At 68.5% G+C, this 20,646-nt stretch carries 16 protein-coding genes; 6 read left to right on the top strand and 10 right to left on the bottom strand.

Annotation, left to right across the window (positions count from 1 at the left end; translation table 11 throughout):
* The first annotated feature begins 43 nt into the window (after positions 1–43).
* Genes J2739_RS18855 through mltB form a run of 4 tightly spaced genes read left to right on the top strand, consistent with a single transcriptional unit; the run spans position 44 to position 5,041 of the window.
* The gene (locus tag J2739_RS18855; protein WP_309904390.1) at positions 44–964 is read left to right on the top strand and encodes an AAA family ATPase; all 921 of its coding nucleotides are present in this window, start codon (positions 44–46) and stop codon (positions 962–964) included.
* Positions 961–1,929: a DUF58 domain-containing protein gene (locus J2739_RS18850; RefSeq protein WP_309904388.1), complete on the top strand. Its 969-nt coding sequence runs from the start codon at positions 961–963 to the stop codon at positions 1,927–1,929. The genes J2739_RS18855 and J2739_RS18850 overlap by 4 nt, the downstream gene beginning before the upstream one ends.
* Positions 1,930–1,933: 4 nt before the next feature.
* A complete protein-coding gene (locus J2739_RS18845) occupies positions 1,934–3,928 on the top strand; it encodes a transglutaminase TgpA family protein (RefSeq protein ID WP_309904386.1) in 1,995 nt (664 codons plus the stop codon).
* A 54-nt stretch (positions 3,929–3,982) separates the two neighbouring features.
* Positions 3,983–5,041, top strand: coding sequence for a lytic murein transglycosylase B (gene mltB / locus J2739_RS18840; RefSeq protein WP_309904384.1), 1,059 nt, complete (start codon positions 3,983–3,985; stop codon positions 5,039–5,041).
* Positions 5,042–5,165: 124 nt separating this feature from the next.
* Here the strand turns inward: mltB and J2739_RS18835 are convergent, their stop codons facing one another.
* The 7 genes from J2739_RS18835 to glpD all read right to left on the bottom strand — a co-directional run bounded on the left by J2739_RS18835 (position 5,166) and on the right by glpD (position 12,821).
* The gene (locus J2739_RS18835) at positions 5,166–6,896 is read right to left on the bottom strand and encodes an ABC transporter substrate-binding protein (RefSeq protein ID WP_309904382.1); all 1,731 of its coding nucleotides are present in this window, start codon (positions 6,894–6,896) and stop codon (positions 5,166–5,168) included.
* Positions 6,897–6,980: 84 nt separating this feature from the next.
* Positions 6,981–7,289 (bottom strand): DUF2160 domain-containing protein, encoded by a 309-nt coding sequence (locus tag J2739_RS18830; protein WP_309904380.1) that lies wholly within the window; start codon positions 7,287–7,289, stop codon positions 6,981–6,983.
* A 12-nt stretch (positions 7,290–7,301) separates the two neighbouring features.
* Positions 7,302–8,114: a carbohydrate ABC transporter permease gene (locus tag J2739_RS18825; RefSeq protein ID WP_309904379.1), complete on the bottom strand. Its 813-nt coding sequence runs from the start codon at positions 8,112–8,114 to the stop codon at positions 7,302–7,304.
* Positions 8,111–9,001, bottom strand: coding sequence for a carbohydrate ABC transporter permease (locus J2739_RS18820; RefSeq protein ID WP_309904377.1), 891 nt, complete (start codon positions 8,999–9,001; stop codon positions 8,111–8,113). Before J2739_RS18820 ends, J2739_RS18825 begins: the two co-directional genes overlap by 4 nt.
* An 82-nt stretch (positions 9,002–9,083) precedes the next feature.
* The gene (locus J2739_RS18815) at positions 9,084–10,154 is read right to left on the bottom strand and encodes an ABC transporter ATP-binding protein (protein WP_309904375.1); all 1,071 of its coding nucleotides are present in this window, start codon (positions 10,152–10,154) and stop codon (positions 9,084–9,086) included.
* A 1-nt stretch (position 10,155) separates the two neighbouring features.
* Entirely contained in the window at positions 10,156–11,232 is a 1,077-nt protein-coding gene (locus J2739_RS18810) for an ABC transporter ATP-binding protein (protein WP_309904373.1), read from the bottom strand.
* Positions 11,223–12,821: a glycerol-3-phosphate dehydrogenase gene (glpD, locus tag J2739_RS18805; protein ID WP_309904371.1), complete on the bottom strand. Its 1,599-nt coding sequence runs from the start codon at positions 12,819–12,821 to the stop codon at positions 11,223–11,225. The genes J2739_RS18810 and glpD overlap by 10 nt, the downstream gene beginning before the upstream one ends.
* 162 nt (positions 12,822–12,983) lie before the next feature.
* Here glpD and J2739_RS18800 point away from each other — a divergent pair, with 162 nt between their 5' ends.
* Together J2739_RS18800 and glpK are read left to right on the top strand one after the other, a co-directional pair.
* Positions 12,984–13,754 (top strand): DeoR/GlpR family DNA-binding transcription regulator, encoded by a 771-nt coding sequence (locus tag J2739_RS18800; RefSeq protein ID WP_309904370.1) that lies wholly within the window; start codon positions 12,984–12,986, stop codon positions 13,752–13,754.
* A gap of 14 nt (positions 13,755–13,768) precedes the next feature.
* Positions 13,769–15,265: a glycerol kinase GlpK gene (gene glpK / locus J2739_RS18795; protein WP_309904368.1), complete on the top strand. Its 1,497-nt coding sequence runs from the start codon at positions 13,769–13,771 to the stop codon at positions 15,263–15,265.
* A 267-nt stretch (positions 15,266–15,532) separates the two neighbouring features.
* On the opposite strand, the gene J2739_RS18790 is transcribed toward glpK, so the two are convergent.
* The 3 genes from J2739_RS18790 to J2739_RS18780 form a co-directional block, all read right to left on the bottom strand.
* Entirely contained in the window at positions 15,533–16,489 is a 957-nt protein-coding gene (locus tag J2739_RS18790; RefSeq protein ID WP_309904366.1) for an alpha-E domain-containing protein, read from the bottom strand.
* Between the two features lie 17 nt (positions 16,490–16,506).
* Positions 16,507–18,027, bottom strand: coding sequence for a circularly permuted type 2 ATP-grasp protein (locus tag J2739_RS18785; protein WP_309904364.1), 1,521 nt, complete (start codon positions 18,025–18,027; stop codon positions 16,507–16,509).
* 78 nt (positions 18,028–18,105) lie between these two features.
* Complete coding sequence (locus J2739_RS18780; RefSeq protein ID WP_309904465.1) at positions 18,106–20,493, bottom strand: DNA internalization-related competence protein ComEC/Rec2; 2,388 nt, start codon at positions 20,491–20,493, stop codon at positions 18,106–18,108.
* Between the last annotated feature and the right edge of the window lie 153 nt (positions 20,494–20,646).

Raw genomic sequence — 20,646 nt, 5'->3', positions numbered from 1 at the left:
GGGGCCGCAAGGCTTACGGTATTGTTTGCATATGGATACAAAAATGGACGTCGCCGCGAAGCTCGCCAGTTTGCTCGGCCAGCTTAACACGGTGATCGTGGGCAAAGAGGCGCAGGTGCGCGATTGCGTGGCCTGCCTGCTGGCCGGCGGCCACTTGCTGATCGAGGATGTGCCGGGGGTCGGCAAGACCACCCTGGCCCATGCCTTGTCGCACACCTTCGGGCTGCAGTTCTCGCGCGTGCAGTTCACGGCGGACCTGATGCCGGGCGACCTGTCCGGCGTGGCGATCTACGACCGCGAGCAGCAGGCCTTCGTCTTCCATCCCGGGCCGATCTTCGCCCAGGTGCTCCTGGCCGACGAGATCAATCGCGCCAGCCCCAAGACCCAGAGCGCGCTGCTCGAGGCGATGGAGGAGAAGCAGGTCACGGTCGAGGGCGAGACCCGCCCCCTGCCCTCGCCCTTCTTCGTGATCGCGACGCAGAACCCGAACGACCAGCTCGGCACCTTCTCGCTGCCCGAATCGCAACTGGACCGTTTCCTGATGCGCATCTCGCTGGGCTACCCCGACCGCGCCGCCGAGCGCGAGCTGCTCGCCGGCGCCGACCGCCGAGAAATGCTGGCCGGCCTGCCGGCCCTGCTGACCGCCGGCGAGCTCACCGCGTTGCAGCAGCGCGTCTTGCAGGTACACGCGGCCGAGCCGCTTCTGAACTACGTGCAGGACCTGATCGCGGCGACACGATCGGGCCGCTGGTTCCTGCAGGGGCTGTCGCCGCGCGCCGGCATCGCGGTGCTGCGCGCGGCCAAGGCGCAGGCGCTGCTGGCCAACCGCGACTACGTGGCGCCCGACGACGTGCAGGCCGTGCTGCCGCAGACCATCGCGCACCGGCTCACGCCGATCGGCGATGCAGGGCGCGGTGCGGTCGAGCAGGTGCGCGCCATGGTCGCCGCCGTTCCCTTGCCATGACCACGGTGCTGCGTTCGCGCATCGACGGCTGGTTCCTGTCGCGCCGCCCGCCCTCCGACACGCTGGAGCTGACCCAGCGCAATGTCTACATCGTGCCTTCGCCGGCCGGCTGGATGCTCGGCGCCACGCTGCTGCTGCTGCTGGTCGGCTCGATCAACTACCAGCTCAACCTGGGCTACCTGCTGACCTTCCTGCTGGCCGGCAGCGTGGCGGTCGGCATGCACGTGTGCCATGGCACGCTGCGCGGGCTGGGGTTGCGGCTGATGGCGCCCGATCCGCAGTACGCGGGCGCGGCGGCGGTGCTGCGCGTCGTGCTCAACAACACCCGGCGCAGCACGCGCTACGGCATCGGGCTGGCCGTGCATCACAGCGGGCAATGGTCGTGGAGCGACGTGCCCGCGCAAGGCAGCGCCACGGTCGAGGTCGCGTTCAAGCCGGATCGCCGCGGGCTGCATCCGGCACCCACGCTGACGGCCGAGACCCGCTTCCCGCTGGGCACCTTCCGCGTCTGGACGGTGTGGCGGCCGGCCTCGCAGGTGCTGGTCTATCCCGCCCCCGAAGCGCACCCGCCGCCGCTGCCGCCGGGCGAGCCGCTGGCCGGGCAGGCCGCCTCCTCGGCGCTGCGCGCCAGCGTGGCCGGCGAGTACGACGGGGTGCGTGCCTACCGGCGCGGCGATCCGCTGAAGCTGGTGGTCTGGAAGCGCGCCGCACAGGCGCAGGCCGTGGGCTCCGAGGACCTCGTGAGCCGCGACACCCAGCAGGCGCAGCGGCAGGACCTATGGCTGGATGCGCAGGCCACGGGCCTGGCCGATCCGGAGGCGCGGCTGTCGCGCCTCTGCGCGTGGGTGCTGATGGCGGACCGGCTGGGCGTGGATTACGGGTTGCGTGTCCTGGGGCGGATCGTGGCGCCGTCGCAAGGCGAGGCGCACAAGCGGCGTTGCCTGGAAGTCCTGGCGTTGTGCTGATGGCATGAAGGCCGCCCTCAAGCTCCAGGCCCTGCCCCGCGAAGCCAGGGACACGCTCTTCCTGCTGGGCGTGATCGCGCTCATCCTGCTGCCCCAGCTCCCCAACATCCCCTGGTGGTGCAGCGCCCTGGCCGCCGTCGTCCTGCTCTGGCGCGGCAGCCTGGCGGTGCAGGCCCGCCCGCTGCCCAGCAAGTGGTGGCGCGTCGGGCTGCTCGCGGTCACGCTGCTCGTGACCTATGCCACCCACCGAACGCTCCTGGGCCGCGATGCCGGCGTGACGCTGATCGTGGTCCTGCTGGCGCTCAAGACACTGGAGCTGCGCGCGCGGCGCGATGCCTTCGTGGTCTTCTTCCTGGGCTTCTTCACGATGCTCACGAACTTCTTCTACTCGCAGTCGCTGCCCACCGCCTTTGCCATGCTGCTGGCGCTGCTGGGCTTGCTGACCGCGCTGGTCAATGCCCACATGCCGGTCGGCCGGCCGCCCCTGATGCTGGCGGCGCGCACCGCCGGCTGGATGGCGCTGCTCGGCGCGCCGATCATGCTGGTGCTGTTCCTGCTCTTCCCGCGCATGGCGCCGCTCTGGGGCACGCCGGGCGACGCCATGGTCGGGCGCAGCGGCCTGTCGAACACGATGCGCGTGGGCAGCATCGCGCAGCTGGCGCTCGACGACGGCGTTGCCGCGCGCATCAAGTTCGACGGCGACCGCGTGCCGGCGCAGCGCGACATGTATTTCCGCGGACCGGTGCTGTCGCATTTCGACGGCCGCGAATGGACGGCCGCGCCGCTGCTGTCGCGCGGCAACGCGCAGAACCTGCGCGTGCAGGGCGAGCCCATCGGCTACGAGGTCACGCTGGAGCCGAGCAACCGCCCCTGGCTGCTGACGCTCGACGCCACGCCTCTCAAGCCCGAGCTGGTTGGCTACGAGCTGTTCGGCACGGCCGACCTGCAATGGCTGGCGAACCGGCCGATCAGCGACCTGGTGCGCTACCGCGCCGAAAGCTACACGCAGTTCCAGAGCGGACCGCAGCGCCGCAGCGCCGGCCTGCGGCCCTACGTCGCGCTGCCGCCAGGCAGCAATCCGCGCACCATCGCCCTGGCGGCGCTCATGAAGAGCGACCCCGCCCTCGCCGGCGCGAACAGCAGCGCCTTCGTGCAGGCGGTACTGCAGCGGCTGCGCACCGGCGGCTACAGCTACACGCTGGAGCCCGGCGTCTACGGCGAGCACACGGCCGACGAATTCTGGTTCGACCGGAAGGCCGGCTTCTGCGAGCACATCGCCTCGGCCTTCGTGGTGCTGATGCGCGCGCTCGACATCCCGGCACGCATCGTGACCGGCTACCAGGGCGGCGAGATCAACGGCGTGGACAACTACTGGACGCTGCGGCACAGCGACGCCCATGCCTGGGCCGAGGTCTGGCAGGACAACGTGGGCTGGGTGCGCGTCGACCCCACCGGCGCCGTCTCGCCGGACCGCGTCGGCCAGTTCCAGCGCCTGGTGCCGCGGGCCGGCCTGTTCGCCGGCGCGATGGTCGCCATGAATCCCACGCTGGTGCAGAACCTGCGCGCCGCCTGGGAGGCACTGAACAACGGCTGGAACCAGTGGGTGCTCAACTACACCCAGAGCCGCCAGCTCGACCTGCTGAAGAACCTGGGCTTCGAGGCGCCCAGCCTGCAGGACCTGGCGACCGTGCTGCTGGCGCTGGTGGTGCTGGCCAGCCTGGCGGGCGCGGGCTGGACGCTGTGGGAGCGCAGCCAGCACGATCCGTGGCTGCGGCTGCTGGGCCAGGCGCGCACGCGGCTCGGGCAAGCCGGCATCGAGCTGCCCGAGGGCACGCCGCCCCGCCAGATGGCGAAGCATCTCGCCGAGCGCTTCGGCAGCGGCGCGCAGGCCGCGCAGGACTGGCTGCTGCGCCTCGAGGCACAGCGCTACGCAGCGACGCCCGGCCCCACGCTGGCGGCCCTGCGCGCCGAGTTCCGCCGCCTGAGCTGGCCGCGCTGAAACCACCTGTGTCGTGCGCCGGGCATCCGCGCACGGACGGCACAATCGCCACCCATGCGACGCCTTCTCCCGACCGCCTTCTCCCTGGCCCTCGTCCTGCTGGGCGCCGCCCTCCCCGCGCTTCCCGCCTCCGCCCAGAAAGTGGCGCGCGGCGAAACGCCTTACGCCACGCGCGAGGATGCGATGCAGTTCGCCGACGACGTGGCCGCGCGTCGCAACCTCGACCGCGCCTGGGTGCGCGCCACCATCGGCGGCGCGCGCCTGCTGCCCAACGTGCCGCGGCTGATGCTGCCGGCGCCGCGCGGCACCGCGAAGAACTGGCGCGTCTACCGCAGCCGCTTCATCGACCCGGTGCGCATCGCCGCCGGCGTGCGCTTCTGGCAGGCCAACGCTGCCGCGCTGGCGCGGGCCGAAGCCGAGTACGGCGTGCCGGCGGAGATCATCGTCGGCATCGTCGGCGTCGAGACCATCTATGGGCGCAACATGGGCAACTTCCGCGTGATCGATGCGCTGGCCACCCTGTCCTTCGACTTCCCACAGGGCCATCCGCGCGCGGCCGAGCGCCAGGCCTTCTTCCGCAGCGAACTCGAAAGCTTTCTGAGCACCGAGAGCCGCACCGCCGAGAACCCGATGGTGCCGCTCGGCAGCTACGCCGGCGCCATGGGCATGCCGCAGTTCATGCCCAGCAGCATCGCCAAGTACGCCATCGACTTCGACGGCGACGGCCGCATCGATCTGGTCAACAACCCGAGCGACGTGATCGGCTCGGTGGCCAGCTACTTCAAGGCCTTCGGCTGGCAGCCGGGCGTGCCGCCCATCTACCCGGTGGCCTTCGACGAGGCGCGGCTCAAGAAGGACGTCCTGCTCGCGCCCGACATCCTCCCCAGCTTCAGCGCCGACAGCTTCGTGGCCGGCGGCGCGGTGCTCGAAGGCGAGGCGCTGCGGCACGCGGGTCTGCTGGCGCTCGTCGAGCTCCAGAACGGCGCCGACGCGCCCAGCTACGTGGCGGGCACGCAGAACTTCTACGTGATCACGCGCTACAACTGGAGCAGCTATTACGCGATGTCGGTGATCGAACTGGGGCGCGAGGTTCGCGCCGCGATGGAGCCCTGATCAGGCAGACGTGCGCAAGGCTGCGTGACGCCGAGGCCGCGCAGGGCGCGGCCGGCTGACCCTCCAAAGCAAAAGGGCTGCTGTGCCCCATCGCACAGCAGCCCTTTCGAAGCCGGCCGGACGCTCAGCGCGCCTTGCCTTCCTTCCACGCGGTCAGCAGCTTGTTGTAGTCGATGGTTTCGCCCTTCGGCTTCTCGTTCGCAAGCTTCTTCCACGGCGCGTGCTCGTCGCTCAGCATCTTGGCCGGATCGCCCTTGGGCGCGAGCTTGGGCGCGCACTTGGCCATGCCGGCACGCTCCAGGCGGGCCATCACGTTGTCCATCTCCTCGGCCAGGTTGTCCATCGCCTTCTGCGGCGTCTTCTCGCCGGTGACGGCTTCGGCCACGTTCTTCCACCAGAGCTGCGCGAGCTTGGGGTAGTCGGGCACGTTGGTGCCGGTGGGCGTCCACGCCACGCGTGCCGGGCTGCGGTAGAACTCGATCAAGCCGCCGTACTTGTTGGCGTTCTGCGTGAAGTAGTCGTGCTGGATGTCGCTCTCGCGGATGAAGGTCAGGCCCACCACGCTCTTCTTGGCCGAGACGGTCTTGGACGTCACGAACTGCGCGTAGAGCCACGCAGCCGCCGTCTTGTTGGGATCATGGGCCTTGAAGAAGGTCCACGAGCCCACGTCCTGGTAGCCGTTCTGCATGCCCTGCTTCCAGTACGGGCCGTTCGGGCCGGGCGCCATGCGCCACTTGGGCGAGCCGTCGGCGTTCACCACCGGCAGGCCCGGCTTGGTCATGTCGGCGGTGAAGGCGGTGTACCAGAAGATCTGCTGCGCGATCTGGCCCTGCGCAGGCACCGGCCCGGCTTCGCCGAAGGTCATGCCGGTGGCCTCCTTGGGCGCGTACTTCTTCATCCAGTCGATGTACTTGGTCAGGGCGTAAACCGCTGCCGGCGAGTTGGTGGCGCCGCCGCGCGCCACGCTGGCGCCCACCGGCGTGCACTTGTCGGCCGCGACCTTGATGCCCCATTCGTCGATCGGCATGCCGTTGGGAATGCCCTTGTCGGCGGTGCCGGCCATGGAGAGCCACGCGTCGGTGAAGCGCCAGCCCAGCGAGGGGTCCTTCTTGCCGTAGTCCATGTGGCCGTAGATCGGCTTGCCGTCGATGTTCTTCACGTCGACGCTGAAGAACTCGGCGATGTCCTCGTAGGCACTCCAGTTCAGCGGCACACCCAGCTCGTAGCCGTACTTGGCCTTGAACTTGTCCTTGAGGTCCTGGCGCGCGAACAGGTCGGCGCGGAACCAGTACAGGTTGGCAAACTGCTGGTCGGGCAACTGGTAGAGCTGGCCGTCCGGTGCGGTCGTGAAGCTGGTGCCGATGAAGTCCTTGACGTCGAGGCCCGGGTTCGTCCATTCCTTGCCGGCACCGGCCATGTAGTCGGTGAGGGACAGGATCTTGCCGTAGCGGTAGTGGGTGCCGATCAGGTCGGAGTCGGAGATCCAGCCGTCGTAGATCGACTTGCCCGACTGCATCGAGGTCTGCAGCTTCTCGACCACGTCGCCTTCCTGGATGATGTCGTGCTTCACCTTGATGCCGGTGATCTCCTCGAAGGCCTTGGCCAGCGTCTTCGACTCGTACTCGTGCGTGGTGATCGTTTCCGACACCACCGAGATTTCGCGCACGCCCTTGGCCTGCAACTTCTTCGCGGCGTCGATGAACCATTTCATCTCCGCGGCCTGCTGGTCCTTGTTCAGCGTCGACGGCTGGAATTCGCTGTCGATCCATTTCTTGGCCTCGGCCTCACCGGCCCAGGCGCTCTGCATGGCGAGCGCTGCCGCTGCCAGTGCCAGCGCTGTGTAGCGAATCTTCATGAATGTCTCCTCAAGGTGCTTCCCGGTGTTGTGCAGATCCCGGCCCCGGGAAAGCGAAGAGCCGGACAGCGTGAAAAAGAATGCTCAGCCCTTGCGCATGACCAGCGCCAGCACCAGCATCGACAGCACGAAGCTGATCCAGATCGAGGGCTCCGCCTCCAGCGCCAGCCACTCCTGGAACTTGCCCGCCAGGCCGATGAAGACCAGGTTGATGTAGGCGGCGATCAGCAGGCCGATGAAGAGCCGGTCGCCGCGCGTGGTTTCCATCGGCAGCCAGCCGCGGCGCAGGGTGGTGGGCGACTTGAGCTCCCACACCGTCATGCCGACCAGCATCAGCGCGATGCAGCAGAAGAAGACCGCCACGGGCGTGGTCCAGACCATCCAATCGAACATCTCGCGTCTCCTTCAGACTCGGCCCATCGCGAAGCCCTTCGCGATGTAATGCCGCACGAACCAGATCACGATCGCGCCCGGCACGATCGTCAGCACCCCCGCCGCCGCCAGCGTGGCCCAGTCCATGCCGGAGGCGCTCACGGTGCGCGTCATCGTCGCCACGATCGGCTTGGCGTTCACGCTGGTCAGCGTGCGCGCCAGCAGCAGCTCGACCCAGCTGAACATGAAGCAGAAGAAGGCCGCGACGCCGACCCCTGCCTTGATCAGCGGCAGGAAGATGGTGAGGAAGAAGCGCGGGAAGGAGTAGCCGTCGATGTACGCCGTCTCGTCGATCTCGCGCGGAATGCCGCTCATGAAGCCTTCGAGAATCCACACCGCCAGCGGCACGTTGAAGAGCAGGTGCGCCAGCGCCACGCCCAGGTGCGTGTCCATCAGCCCGACCGTGGTGTAGAGCTGGAAAAAGGGCAGCAGGAACACCGCCGGCGGCGTCATGCGGTTGGTCAGCAGCCAGAAGAAGATGTGCTTGTCGCCGAGGAAGGAGTAGCGCGAGAAGGCATAGGCCGCCGGCAGCGCCACCGTGAGCGAGACCACGGTGTTGATGCCGACGTAGATCAGGCTGTTGATGTAGCCCGAGTACCAGGACTCGTCGGTGAAGATGCGCGCGTAATTGCCCCAGGTGAACTGCTGCGGAAAGAAGGAGAAGCTCGAAAGGATCTCCTCGTTGGTCTTGAAGCTCATGTTGATCATCCAGTAGATGGGCAACAGGGCGAAAAGGATGTAGAGCAGCAGGAAGATGCTGCGCTTGCGGAATCTGCGTTCGTTCATGTCGGCTCCTCCACGGCCTGGGTCCCGACCCGCTGCATCCAGTTGTAGAGCACGAAGCAGAACAGCAGGATGATCAGGAAGTAGATCAGCGAGAACGCCGCCGCCGGCCCCAGATCGAACTGGCCCACGGCCTTCTGCGTGAGGTACTGGCTCAGGAAGGTGGTGGCGTTACCCGGCCCGCCGCCGGTCAGCACGAAGGGCTCGGTGTAGATCATGAAGCTGTCCATGAAGCGCAGCAGCACCGCGATCATCAGCACGCCGCGCATCTTGGGCAGCTGGATGTAGCGGAACACGGCGAAGCGGCTGGCGCCGTCGATGCGCGCCGCCTGGTAGTACGCATCGGGAATGGAGCGCAGGCCTGCATAGCACAGCAGTGCGACCAGCGGCGTCCAGTGCCAGACGTCCATCACCAGCACCGTGATCCAGGCATCGGTCGCGCTGCCCGTGTAGTTGTAGTCGATGCCCAGCCGCTGCAGGGCCCAGCCGAGCAGGCCGATATCGGCGCGCCCGTAGATCTGCCAGATGGTGCCCACCACGTTCCAGGGGATCAGCAGCGACAGCGCGATGACCACCAGCACGGCCGACGACTTCCAGCCCGTCGATGGCATCGACAGCGCCAGGCAGATGCCCAGCGGGATCTCGACCAGCAGCACCGCCAGCGAAAAACCGAGCTGGCGCCACAGCGCCCCATGCAGCTCGTCGTCGCGCATCACCGCGGCGAACCACTCGGTGCCGACGAAAACGCGGCGCTCGGGCGAGATGATGTCCTGCACCGAATAGTTGACCACCGTCATCAGCGGCACGATGGCCGAGAAGGCCACGCACAGCAGCACCGGCAGCACCAGCCACCAGGCCTTCTGGTTGATGGGTTTGTTCTGTCCGTTCATCCCTGCCTCCACCCTCGGCACGTCGTGTCCTCGCTGCTCCCCAGGGGGCCGCGAGCTTGCTTGAAGCGGTTCTGCGCTGCGCTCATACCACCAGCTCCTCGTCACGGTAGAAGCACGTATGCGTGTCCATCACCTTCAGCCAGACCGGCGAGCCGGCCGGCGGAACCTGCACCTCGGACGGAAGCCGCGCCTTGATCACGCTCTCCCCCGCCTGCGCCGTCAGCATCTGGTGGGTGCCCACGTCCTGCAACTGCACGACGCTCGCCGCCAGCGCGCCGGCCGCGTTCGCCTCGGCCAGCGTGACGTACTCGGGACGGATGCCCAGCTTGAGCGCGCCCTCGGGCAGCGTGCGCGGCGTCGTGAGCCGCATGCCCGCGACCTCGAGCGACCAGCCGCTGCTCTGCACCGGCAGGAAGTTCATGCCGGGCGAGCCGATGAAATGGCCGACGAAGGTATGGGCCGGGCGTTCGAAGAGCGCATCGGCGCTGCCCACCTGCACCGCCTTGCCGCGCGTCATCACCACCACTTCCTCGGCGAAGGTCAGCGCTTCCACCTGGTCGTGCGTGACGTAGATCAGCGTGAGCTTGAGCTCGCGGTGGATCTGCTTGAGCTTGCGCCGCAGCTGCCACTTGAGGTTCGGGTCGATCACCGTCAGCGGCTCGTCGAAGAGCACGGCCGATACGTCGCTGCGCACCAGCCCGCGGCCCAGCGAGATCTTCTGCTTGGCATCGGCGGCCAGGCCGGCGGCGCGCTGGTTGAGCTGACCGCTCATGTCGAGCATCTCGGCGATCTCGCCCACGCGCTTGCGGATCTGGTCGGCGGGCAGCTTGCGGTTGCGCAGCGGGAAGGCCAGGTTCTCGGCGACGGTCATGGTGTCGTAGATCACGGGGAACTGGAACACCTGCGCGATGTTGCGCTCCTGCGGCGACGCATGCGTGACATCGCGCCCGTCGAAGCTGACGGTGCCGCGCGACGGGGCCAGCAAACCCGAGATGATGTTGAGCATGGTCGTCTTGCCGCAGCCCGAGGGGCCGAGCAAGGCGTAGGCGCCGCCGTCGCGGAAGCTCATCTTGAGCGGCAGCAGCGCATAGTCGCTGTCCTGCGTCGGATTCGCCCGGTAGGCATGGGCCAGGTCGAGGTCGATGCGTGCCATCTCAGCCTCCCTTCCTGCGCCAGGCGGGCGCAACGACCAGGCGCTCCGACGCGTCGAACACATAGGCCTGGGCGGCCGGGAAATGGAGCGTGATGGCGGCGCCCAGCTCGAAGCGATGCACGCCCGTCAGCTGCGCCACCAGTTCGCCCACCAGGGTCTCGGCATGCACGTAGGTGTCGGAGCCCGAGATCTCGGCCAGCTCGACCCGGCCCGGGATCGCGATGCCGCCCTCCCCCTGCCGCACGTCCAGCGCGCTGGCGCGCAGGCCGATCGTGACCGTGCCTTCGACGCCCGCCGGGAGCGCGATCGGCACCAGCGGACCGCCGGCGAGCTGCACGCCACCAGCCGTCACGCGCCCGGCCAGCAGGTTCATCGGCGGGTCGCTGAAGGCACGCGCCACGCGCAGCGACTGCGGCGCGTGGAAGACCTCGGCCGTGGGGCCGTACTGCAGCAGCTCGCCGGCATCCATCACGGCCGTGTAGCCGCCCAGCAGCAGCGCCTCGCCGGGCTCGGTGGTGGCGTAGATCACGGTCGAGTCGCCGGTGGCAAAGAGCTGCGTGAGCTCCTCGCGCAGGCCCTCGCGCAACTTGTAGTCCAGGTTGACCAGCGGCTCGTCGAGCAGCACCAGCGGCGCGTTCTTGGCCAGCGCGCGCGCCAGCGCCACGCGCTGCTGCTGGCCGCCGGAGAGCTCGGCCGGGTAGCGGTCGAGGAACATGCCGATACTCAGTTTGTCGGCCAGCTCGCGCACGCGCGCCTCGATGTTCTTCTCCCCGCGCAGCTTCAGCGGCGAGCCGATGTTCTCGGCCACCTTCAGCGACGGGTAGTTGATGAACTGCTGGTAGACCATCGCCACGTTGCGCTCGCGCACCGGCACGCCGGTCACGTCCTTGCCGTCGACCAGGACCAGGCCCGAGGTGGGCGTGTCCAGCCCGGCCATCAGCCGCATCAGGCTGGTCTTGCCGGCTTGCGTGGCGCCGAGCAGCACCGTCACCGCGCCGTGCCTCGGCGCGATGCTCTGCTCGTAGAGCCAGGTCTGCGCACCCACCTTCTTGGTGACGCGCTCGAGTGTCAACTGCATGCAACTCCTTCTTGCTGTCGCGGCGCACGGATCTGCTGCTGCATCCATGCGCCGACCCGTTCGCGTTCTTCCTGCGTGAAATGAAGCCCGAGCTTCGAGCGGCGCCACAGAACATCGTCGCCGCTGCACGCCCATTCCTCGTCCCGCAGGTAGCGCAGCTCGCGCTCGTGCAAGCCGGGAGCCACGGCCGGGCCCATGTCGTCCATCGATTGCGCCTCGCCGATCACGGCCGAGATGCGGGCGCCGTAGGCGCGCGCGAGCCGGCGCGCCAGCGCGGCGTCGAGCCAGGGGTGCTTCGCGCGGACCGCCGCGACGAAACGTTCGAAATCGTCATCCGGCCGGGCGGCGGCGCCAATCCAATCGGACAGGTCGCCGCCTGCCAGGAAGGCGCCCTCGGTCCAGGCGGGGCGCGCCTCGCCGAGCATGCGGCCCACCTCGCCGGCCGCATCCTCCGAGAGCTTGCGGAAGGTGGTGATCTTGCCGCCCCACACCGACAGCAGCGGCGCCGCGGTGGTGTTCGATTCGAGCATGTAGTCGCGCGTCACCGCCGAGGGGTCGCCCGAGGCATCGTCGAGCAGCGGGCGCACGCCGGAATAGGTCCACACCACGTCGGCCGGCGCGACCGGCTTGGCGAAATAGCGGCTGGCCTGGGTGCAGAGGTAGTCGATCTCATCCGTGCCGATGCGCGCCGCGCCGGGGTCGTCGCCGTTCAGCTCGATGTCGGTGGTACCGATCAGCGTGAAGGCGTCCTGGTAGGGGATCGCGAAGATGATCCGCTTGTCGGGGTTCTGGAAGATGTACGCGTGCTCGTGCGCGAACAGGCGCGGCACGACGATGTGGCTGCCCTTGACCAGCCGCAGGTGCCTGGTCGCAAGCGCCTCGCCCTTGGCGGGCCGCGCCACGCCGCGCAGGAAGGACTCGGCCCACGGGCCGGCGGCATTCACGACGGCGCGGGCGCGCACCGTGCGACGGCCGGACGGGCCTTCGAGCACCGCGGTCCAGCCGCCGGCATCGCGCTGCGCGCTCAGGCAGCGGGTGCGCGTCAGCACCTCGGCGCCCTTGGCGCGCGCGTCCAGCGCGTTGAGCACCACCAGGCGCGCGTCGTCGACCCAGCCGTCCGAATACACGAAGCCGCGCTTGAACTGCGGCTTGAGCGGCGCGCCGGCTGCATGCGTGCGCAGGTCCACCGCGCGCGAACCCGGCAGCACCTCGCGCCGGGCCAGATGGTCGTAAAGGAAGAGACCGATGCGCACCATCCAGGCCGGCCGCATCGAAGGATCGTGCGGCATCACGAAGCGCAGCGGCCACATGATGTGCGGCGCACTGCGCAGCAGCACCTCGCGTTCCTGCAGCGCCTTGCGCACCAGCGAGAACTCGTAGTACTCGAGATAGCGCAGCCCGCCGTGGATCAGCTTGGTGGAAGAAGAGGAGGTGTGCGCCGCGAGGTCGTCCTTCTCGCACAGCAGCACGCGCCAGCCGCGGCCCGCCAGATCGCGCGCGATGCCGCAGCCGTTGATGCCGCCGCCGACGATCAGCACGTCGCAGGCGGCCTCGGCCGCGGCCGGGGAGGTGGGAGGGGTTGCGCTCACGGTCTTGGAATCAGGCTCTCGGGTCTCTGGAATTTTCGGTCGAAGCGTTTTCGCTTTTTTTCATTTTGATTCCTTAATGCGCGATATTTCTAGTCGTTAACCCTTAACTCCATTCGTTTTCTTTCGTTCTAAAGTAGCGCGCCCTGCGCTCTTTTCATTCGCGTGAATTCGAATCCCCGCCAGCTCAAACTCCTCAACACCGTGCGCACGCGCGGCTCGGTCACCGTCGAACAGCTGGCCGACATGCTCGACGTGACCCTGCAGACGGTGCGCCGCGACGTCCAGCGCCTGGCCGACGAAGGTTTGCTGACGCGCTTCCACGGCGGCGTGCGCGTGCCGAGTTCGACCACCGAGAACATCGGCTACCAGCAGCGCGGGACCCTGCACGCCGAGGGCAAGGCGCGCATCGCGCGCGCCGTGGCGGCACGGGTGCCGAACGACTGCTCGCTGATCCTGAACATCGGCACCACCACCGAGGCAATCGCCAAGGCGCTGCTCAAGCACACGGGGCTGCGCGTGATCACCAACAACCTCAACGTGGCGACCATCCTGAGCGACAACCCGAACTGCGAAGTGATCGTGGCGGGCGGCTCGGTGCGGCTGCGCGACCGCGCGATCGTGGGCGAGGCCACGGTCGATTTCATCCGCCAGTTCAAGGTCGACATCGCGCTGATCGGCGTCTCCAGCATCGAGGCCGACGGCACGCTGCGCGACTTCGACCTGCGCGAGGTGAAGGTGGCGCAGACGATCATCGCGCAGGCGCGCGAGGTCTGGCTCGCGGCCGATTCGAGCAAGTTCAACCGCCCGGCCATGATCGAGCTGGCCAAGCTGTCGCAGATCGACTGCCTGTTCACCGACGCGGAGCCGCCGCCGCCCTTCCCCGAACTGCTGGCACAGGCGCAAGTCCGCTGCGAGATCGCGCGCGAACATTGATCGAGGACCTTCCGATGACCTACCTGCTCGCCCTCGACCAGGGCACCTCCAGTTCCCGCAGCATCGTGTTCGACCGCGAGGGCCGCATCGTCGCCATCGCGCAGCGGGAGCTCACGCAGATCTACCCGCAGCCCGGCTGGGTCGAGCACGACCCGATGGAGATCTGGAGCAGCCAGCTCGCCACGGCGCGCGAGGTGCTCGCCAAGGCGAAGCTGAAGGCGAGCGACATCCACGCGATAGGCATCACCAACCAGCGCGAGACCACGGTGCTGTGGAACCGCAAGACCGGCCAGCCCGTGCACCACGCCATCGTCTGGCAGGACCGCCGCGCCGAGCCCCTGTGCGCGAAGCTGCGCGAGGACGGCATGACCGGCACCATCCAGCAGAAGACCGGCCTGGTCATCGACGCCTACTTCTCCGCCACCAAGCTGCGCTGGCTGCTCGATCACGTGCCCGGCGCGCGCGCCGCGGCCGAGCGCGGCGAGCTGGCCTTCGGCACCGTGGACAGCTGGCTCATCTGGCAGCTGACCGGCGGCAAGCAGCACGTGAGCGACGTCACCAATGCCTCGCGCACCATGCTCTTCAACGTGCACACCCACCAGTGGGATGCCGACCTGCTGAAGGCGCTGGACATCCCCGCCTCGCTGATGCCCGAGGTCCGGCCTTCGAGCACGCACTTCGCCGACACCGTTGCCGGCCTGTTCGATCGCCCGCTGCCCGTCGGCGGCGTGGCCGGCGACCAGCAAAGCGCCCTCTTCGGCCAAGCCTGCTTCGAGGCCGGCATGGCCAAGAACACCTACGGCACCGGCTGCTTCCTGCTGATGCACACCGGAGCGAACTTCCAGCCATCGCACAACGGGCTGCTCGTGACCAGCGCCGCGCAGACGATCGGCATGGCGCCGCAGTACGCGATGGAAGGCAGCGTCTTCGTCGGCGGCGCGGTGGTGCAGTGGTTGCGCGACGGCTTGAAGGCGATCCAGGGCAGCGCGCAGGTGCAGGCGCTGGCCGAGAGCGTGCCCGATGCGGGCGGCGTGATGATGGTGCCGGCCTTCACCGGGCTCGGCGCGCCATACTGGAACGCGGATGCGCGCGGCACCATCACCGGCCTGACGCGCGGTACCACCGTGGCGCACATCGCGCGCGCGGCGCTGGAGAGCATCGCCTACCAGAGCGCCGCCTTGCTGCAGGCCATGAGCCGCGATGCGGTGACCGCGGGTGGCACGCCCGTGGCCGAACTGCGCGTGGATGGCGGCGCTGCCGTCAACGATCTGCTGATGCAGTTCCAGGCGGACCTGCTGGGGATTCCGGTCGTGCGGCCGGAAGTCATCGAGACCACGGCCCTTGGCGCGGCCTACCTGGCAGGACTTTCGACCGGCGTGTACCGCGATGTCGGGGAGCTGTCGAAGCAATGGCGCATCGAGCGCCGCTTCATGCCCACGCTGAGCCGGGAGAAGGCGCAGGAGAAGATGGGGCTGTGGGAGCTGGCAGTGCGGAGGGCGACGCTGGTGTGAAAGGCACGCGATGGCGTGCGACGCAGGCGGTGCGGGGTTCGAGGTTCGCGCGCCAATCACTTTCGCGCGCGAACCCGCCGCCAATGCGGCCCCCTGTACTACTCCCTCACCGCCACTCCCCGAGCCTTGCCTTGTGTGGCGGGAGACGATAGCCGAAGGATGGCGGGGTCGCAACGAAGTGCACCCCCTCCAAAAGTCGATACTTGAAATCGATAAAACTTGCGCCTTACGGCACGCCCGCATGCCGCGCGCTTGGGATTAAACCCTTCAGTGCCCCGGCACCAGGAAGTCCTGGCTGATCCGCCAGCCCAGGTCGTTCACCCGGTCGAGGAACTGCGTGAGGTACGCGTGCAGGCCGGTTGCGAGGATCTCGTCCACCCGCGCGTACTGCAGGTCGGCCAGCAGCTTGCCGGCGCGCCGCTGGGTCTCGGCGCTCTGGTCGTTCTGGACCTTCGCGAGATCGTTCACCACCTCGACCAGGCTCGCGTGCAGCGAGCGCGGCATGTCCGCGCGCAGGATCAGCAGTTCGGCCACGCGCTCGGGCTTGATCACGTCGCGGTAGACCTTTCGGTAGATCTCGAAGGCCGAGACGCTGCGCAGGATGGCGCTCCAGTGATAGAAGTCGTACTCCTGGTCCTCCTCGGTCGCGGTGCCGAAGAACTCGCTGTTGAGCGCGTGGAACTTCACGTCGACCAGGCGTGCCGTGTTGTCGGCCCGCTCGATGAAGGTGCCCAAGCGCGAGAAGTGGAAGGCCTCGTCCTGCAGCATGGTGCCGACGGTCACGCCGCGCGACAGGTGCGAGCGGAACTTGACCCATTCGAAGAACTGCCCCGGGTCGCGCTCGAAATCGCCGGCGCGCAGCATGCGGTTGACCTCGAGCCAGGTGGTGTTCTGCGTCTCCCACGATTCGGTGGTGAGCGCACCCCGCACGGCGCGCGCGTTCTCGCGCGCGGCACGCAGGCACGACAGGATGGACGAAGGATTGGACTCGTCCTTGACCATGAACTCCATCACCCGGTCGGGCGTGATCTGGTCGTACTTCTCGTCGAAGGCGGGGAGCAGCTCGCTGATGGACAACAGGCCCTGCCAGCCGTACTTGGCGACTTCGGCCGACTGCGGCAGCAACGAGGTCTGGTAGTTCACGTCGAGCATGCGGGCGGTGTTCTCCGCACGCTCGGTGTAGCGGGACATCCAGTAGAGGTGATCGGCGGTGCGCGAAAGCATGGTGTTCTTTTCCTCCGTCAGCTCGACTGGGTCTGGGATTGTGTCTGGCCCCGTGTCCCGTCCGGCGCATCGCCGCGCGGCTTGGTTCGCCGGTCGCCCTCGAGAATCCAGGTGTCCTTGGTGCCCCCGCCCTGCGAGGAGTTGACCACCAGCGAGCCCTCCTTGAGCGCGACGCGCGTGAGGCCGCCCGGCACCATCTGCACCTCCTTGCCCGAGAGCACGAAGGGCCGCAGATCGATGTGGCGCGGCGCGATGCCCGACTCGACGAAGGTGGGCGAGGTCGACAGGCTCAGCGTCGGCTGCGCGATGTAGCCGTCGGGCTTGGCCAGGACGGCCTTCTTGAAGTCCTCGATCTCGGCCTGCGTCGCGGCCGGGCCGATCAACATGCCGTAGCCGCCGGCGCCGTGCACTTCCTTGACCACCAGGTCCTTCATGTGGGCGAGGGTGTAGTCGAGGTCTTCCTTGTTGCGGCACATCCAGGTCGGCACGTTCTTGAGGATCGGCTGCTCGCCCAGGTAGAACTCGATCATCTTCGGCACGTAGGGATAGATCGACTTGTCGTCCGCCACGCCGGTGCCGACGGCATTGCAGATCACGACGTTGCCCTCGCGATAGGCGCGCATCAGGCCGGCGCAGCCCAGGGTGGAGGTCGGGCGGAACACCTCGGGGTCGAGGAAGTCGTCGTCCACGCGGCGGTAGATCACATCGACGCGCCGCGGTCCGCGGGTGGTGCGCATGTAGACGAAGTCGTCCTTGACGAAGAGGTCCTGCCCCTCGACCAGTTCCACGCCCATCTGCTGCGCGAGGAAGGCATGCTCGAAGTAGGCGCTGTTGTACATGCCCGGCGTGAGCACCACCACCGTGGGCTCGGCAGTGGCCGGCGGTGCGGAAGCGCGCAGGGTCTCGAGCAGCAGGTCGGGGTAGTGCGCCACCGGCGCGACGCGGTTCTGGCTGAAGAGCTCGGGGAAGAGCCGCATCATCATCTTGCGGTTCTCGAGCATGTAGCTCACGCCGCTGGGCACGCGCAGGTTGTCTTCCAGCACGTAGTACTCGCCGTTGCCGCTGGCGTCGGGGGCACGCACGATGTCGATGCCGGCGATGTGCGAGTACACATCGTTGGGCACCTTCACGCCCACCATCTCGGGCCGGTACTGCGCGTTGTTGAAGATCTGCTCCGAGGGCACCACGCCGGCCTTGACGATCTCCTGCCCATGGTAGACGTCGTGGATGAAGCGGTTGAGCGCCGTCACGCGCTGCACCAGGCCTTTTTCCATGCTCTCCCATTCGTGGGCAGGGATGATGCGCGGCAGCAGGTCGAAGGGAATCAGGCGTTCGGTGCCCGAACCGTCCTCGTCCTTCGCGCCATAGACGGCGAAGGTGATGCCCACCCGGCGGAAGATCATCTCCGCTTCCTCGCGCCGCGAACGCATCACCTCGCCGGGTTGCTTCGCGAGCCACTGGTCGTAGCGCTTGTAATGGTTCCGGATCGCTGCGCCCGAATAGGGCAGCTGCTCGTACATCTCGTCGAATTTGTGCATGGAACGACCAATCTCCTTGGCCGTAGCTTAGCAAGTTCAAGGCCAGACACCGTGCTCACGCTAACCCCAAGGCGGCGTTCAGGGCGGCTGGTGATGCCAGTAGCGTCGGCTTTCCTGGCGTTCGCAGCCCACGGCTTCCGGGTGCGTGCTGGACCATTCGGCGGCGCCGCAATGCGCGGAATCGACCACGGCAATGGCGCGCTCCGCATAGCGCGCCATCACCTCCCCGGCCGGGTGCCCGAAGCGGTTGCGATACCCGGCCTGAACCAGCGCGACGCGCGGCTTGACCGCATCGAGCAGCGCGGCGCTCGACGAGGTCTTGCTCCCATGGTGAGGGACCAGCAGCACGTCGGCCTGCAGCACCGGCGTGCGCCCCACCAACGCCGCTTCCTGCAGCCGCTCGATGTCCCCGGTCAGCAGCGCGGTGGCGCGGCCGTTGCCGACGCGCAGCACGCAGGAGATCGCATTGGGCTTGGTGAAGCCGGCATAGTCGGCCTCCTCGGGATGGAGGATCTCGAAGCGCACGCCGTCCCAGCTCCACTGCTGGCCGGCCAGGCAACGCTGCACCGGCCGCATCTGCTGCAGCGGGTGCCCGGCTTCGATCGAGCTGCGCAGCTCGGCCGCAGGATGCATGGCCAGCACCGCGGCCGCACCGCCGGTGTGGTCGCTGTCGCGGTGGCTCAGGACGACGGTGTCCAGCCGATCGCCCAGCGCCCGCAGCAAGGGCACGAGGACGCGGTGGCCGGCATCGCTTTCCAGGCTGTAGCGCGGACCGGCGTCATACAGCAGGCTGTGGGTCGCGGTGCGCACCAGCACCGCATTGCCCTGGCCGATGTCGGCTGCCAGCAGCTCGAACTCGCCCGCCGGCGGACGCGGCGCCTGCCAGAGCAGGGCCGGCAGCAGCAGCGGCAGGCCCTGCAGGCGCAGCGCCCAGGGCAAGCGCATGGCCAACAGCACGCCGCCGGCCACCCCGGCGACGCTCGCCCAGAGCGCGGGCGCCGGCGCCGACAGTGTCGCCAGCGGCAGCTCGGCCAGCCACTGCAGCACCACGGCCAGCACTTGCACCGCCCAGGCGGCGAGGTCCCACAGCGACGGCAGCAACACGCCGAGCATGGCAAGCGGCGTCAGCACCAGCGTCACCCAGGGGATGGCGACGGCATTGGCCAGCAGGCCGACGCTCGAGACCTGCTGGAACAGCAGCAGGCTCAGCGGCGTCAGCGCCAGCGTCACCGCCCATTGCTCGCGCGCCATGCGTGCCAGGCGCGCCACGGCACCGCCACCCCCCTCCTGCGCCGACCCGGTGGCGAACAACACGCCGACCGCCACGAAGCTGAGCCAGAAGCCCGCCTGCATCAGCGCCCAGGGATCGAGGGCCACGACCACCGCGCACGCGCACAGCCAGACGAAAGGCCAGGGCCACTGCCGTCCGGCGATGCGCAGCAGCGCGACCGTGGCGAGCATCCACACCGTGCGCTGCGAGGGCAGCCCCCAGCCGCTGAAGAGCGCATACAGCGCCGCCAGCAGCACGCCGCCTACCAGGCCCGCGTGCGGGGCGGGCTGCCACAGCATGAGACGGCTGCTGCGCCGCCAGGCCGCAGCCACCGCCCATGCGGCGAGCCAGGCGAACATCGTGATGTGCAGGCCCGAGATCGACATCAGGTGCGCGACACCGGTGGCGCGGAACACGTCCCAGTCGGCACGCTCGATCGCGTTCTGGTCGCCGGTGACCAGTGCCGCGATCACGCCGGCCCGCCGGCGCTCGGCCACGCGCTCGAAGATCGCGTCGCGCACCGCTTCGCGGGCCCGCTCGACCGGATGGCGCCAGGTCTGCGCCTGCCGCTCCGGCTGCGCATCGCGCGCGCCGGTGCGCACGTACCCGCTGGCCTGAACGCCTTGCTCCCAGAGCCGCAGCTCCTGGTCGAAGCCATGCGGATTGAGGTTGCCGTGCGGCGCCTTCAGGCGCACCGTCATGCGCCAGCGCTCGCCCGCATGCACTACCCCTGGCGTGGCAGCGGGCTCGGCGCGCGAGGCGTCCTCGGGCACGCGTCCCCAGAGGCCGGTGTTGTCCGCATACCAGCCCAGCGCGATGCGCGAGGGCGCGCGAGGCAGGCTGCGTTCGGCATCGCCGGCCCAGCGCGCGCGCTCGACATCGAAGAGAAAGCGCACGGCCCCGTCGCCACGCTGCGGCATCTCCGAGACCACGCCCCACACCTCGAGGTCGCGGCCTTCGAGTGCGGGCACCAGCGCCTCGGACGCATAGGCGCAGGCGCGCCAGCCCGCGAGTCCCGCGCCGGCCATCGTTCCGGCGATCAGCATGGCCGGCAGCAGCACGCGCAGGGATCGCCGCCACCTGCGCAGCAACAGCAGGCACGCCGCGGCAAACGCCAGCAGGGCCGCATAGATCGCGCTGGTCCATAACGCGGCCTGCTGCAACTGCAGAGCCGCGCCGAGCACCGAGCCGGCCATGAAAGCGAAGAAGCCCGAACTGCGGCCTTGCGCGTCGGGCGTCACGAAACACTCACGGATGACATGCTGCAATCCCTCCCTTGACCGCACTCTGTGGCGCGCTAATTGCTATGCGTGTCAGCTAGTATGCGTCCTCGTTCAGGGGCTCCTTCG

The organism is Variovorax soli (genome assembly GCF_031454625.1).
In the GTDB taxonomy this organism is placed as follows: domain Bacteria; phylum Pseudomonadota; class Gammaproteobacteria; order Burkholderiales; family Burkholderiaceae_C; genus Variovorax; species Variovorax soli_A.
This window is presented reverse-complemented; position numbering and strand designations above follow the sequence as displayed.

What these genes read in the sequence shown, in the direction of transcription:
- J2739_RS18855 (WP_309904390.1), top strand. Translation starts at nt 44, where the DNA reads ATGGACGTCGCCGCGAAGCTCGCCAGTTTGCTCGGCCAGCTTAACACG.
- J2739_RS18850 (WP_309904388.1), top strand. Translation starts at nt 961, where the DNA reads ATGACCACGGTGCTGCGTTCGCGCATCGACGGCTGGTTCCTGTCGCGC.
- J2739_RS18845 (WP_309904386.1), top strand. Translation starts at nt 1,934, where the DNA reads ATGAAGGCCGCCCTCAAGCTCCAGGCCCTGCCCCGCGAAGCCAGGGAC.
- mltB (WP_309904384.1), top strand. Translation starts at nt 3,983, where the DNA reads ATGCGACGCCTTCTCCCGACCGCCTTCTCCCTGGCCCTCGTCCTGCTG.
- J2739_RS18835 (WP_309904382.1), bottom strand. Translation starts at nt 6,896, where the DNA reads ATGAAGATTCGCTACACAGCGCTGGCACTGGCAGCGGCAGCGCTCGCC.
- J2739_RS18830 (WP_309904380.1), bottom strand. Translation starts at nt 7,289, where the DNA reads ATGTTCGATTGGATGGTCTGGACCACGCCCGTGGCGGTCTTCTTCTGC.
- J2739_RS18825 (WP_309904379.1), bottom strand. Translation starts at nt 8,114, where the DNA reads ATGAACGAACGCAGATTCCGCAAGCGCAGCATCTTCCTGCTGCTCTAC.
- J2739_RS18820 (WP_309904377.1), bottom strand. Translation starts at nt 9,001, where the DNA reads ATGAACGGACAGAACAAACCCATCAACCAGAAGGCCTGGTGGCTGGTG.
- J2739_RS18815 (WP_309904375.1), bottom strand. Translation starts at nt 10,154, where the DNA reads ATGGCACGCATCGACCTCGACCTGGCCCATGCCTACCGGGCGAATCCG.
- J2739_RS18810 (WP_309904373.1), bottom strand. Translation starts at nt 11,232, where the DNA reads ATGCAGTTGACACTCGAGCGCGTCACCAAGAAGGTGGGTGCGCAGACC.
- glpK (WP_309904368.1), top strand. Translation starts at nt 13,769, where the DNA reads ATGACCTACCTGCTCGCCCTCGACCAGGGCACCTCCAGTTCCCGCAGC.
- J2739_RS18790 (WP_309904366.1), bottom strand. Translation starts at nt 16,489, where the DNA reads ATGCTTTCGCGCACCGCCGATCACCTCTACTGGATGTCCCGCTACACC.
- J2739_RS18785 (WP_309904364.1), bottom strand. Translation starts at nt 18,027, where the DNA reads ATGCACAAATTCGACGAGATGTACGAGCAGCTGCCCTATTCGGGCGCA.
- J2739_RS18780 (WP_309904465.1), bottom strand. Translation starts at nt 20,493, where the DNA reads ATGGCCGGCTCGGTGCTCGGCGCGGCTCTGCAGTTGCAGCAGGCCGCG.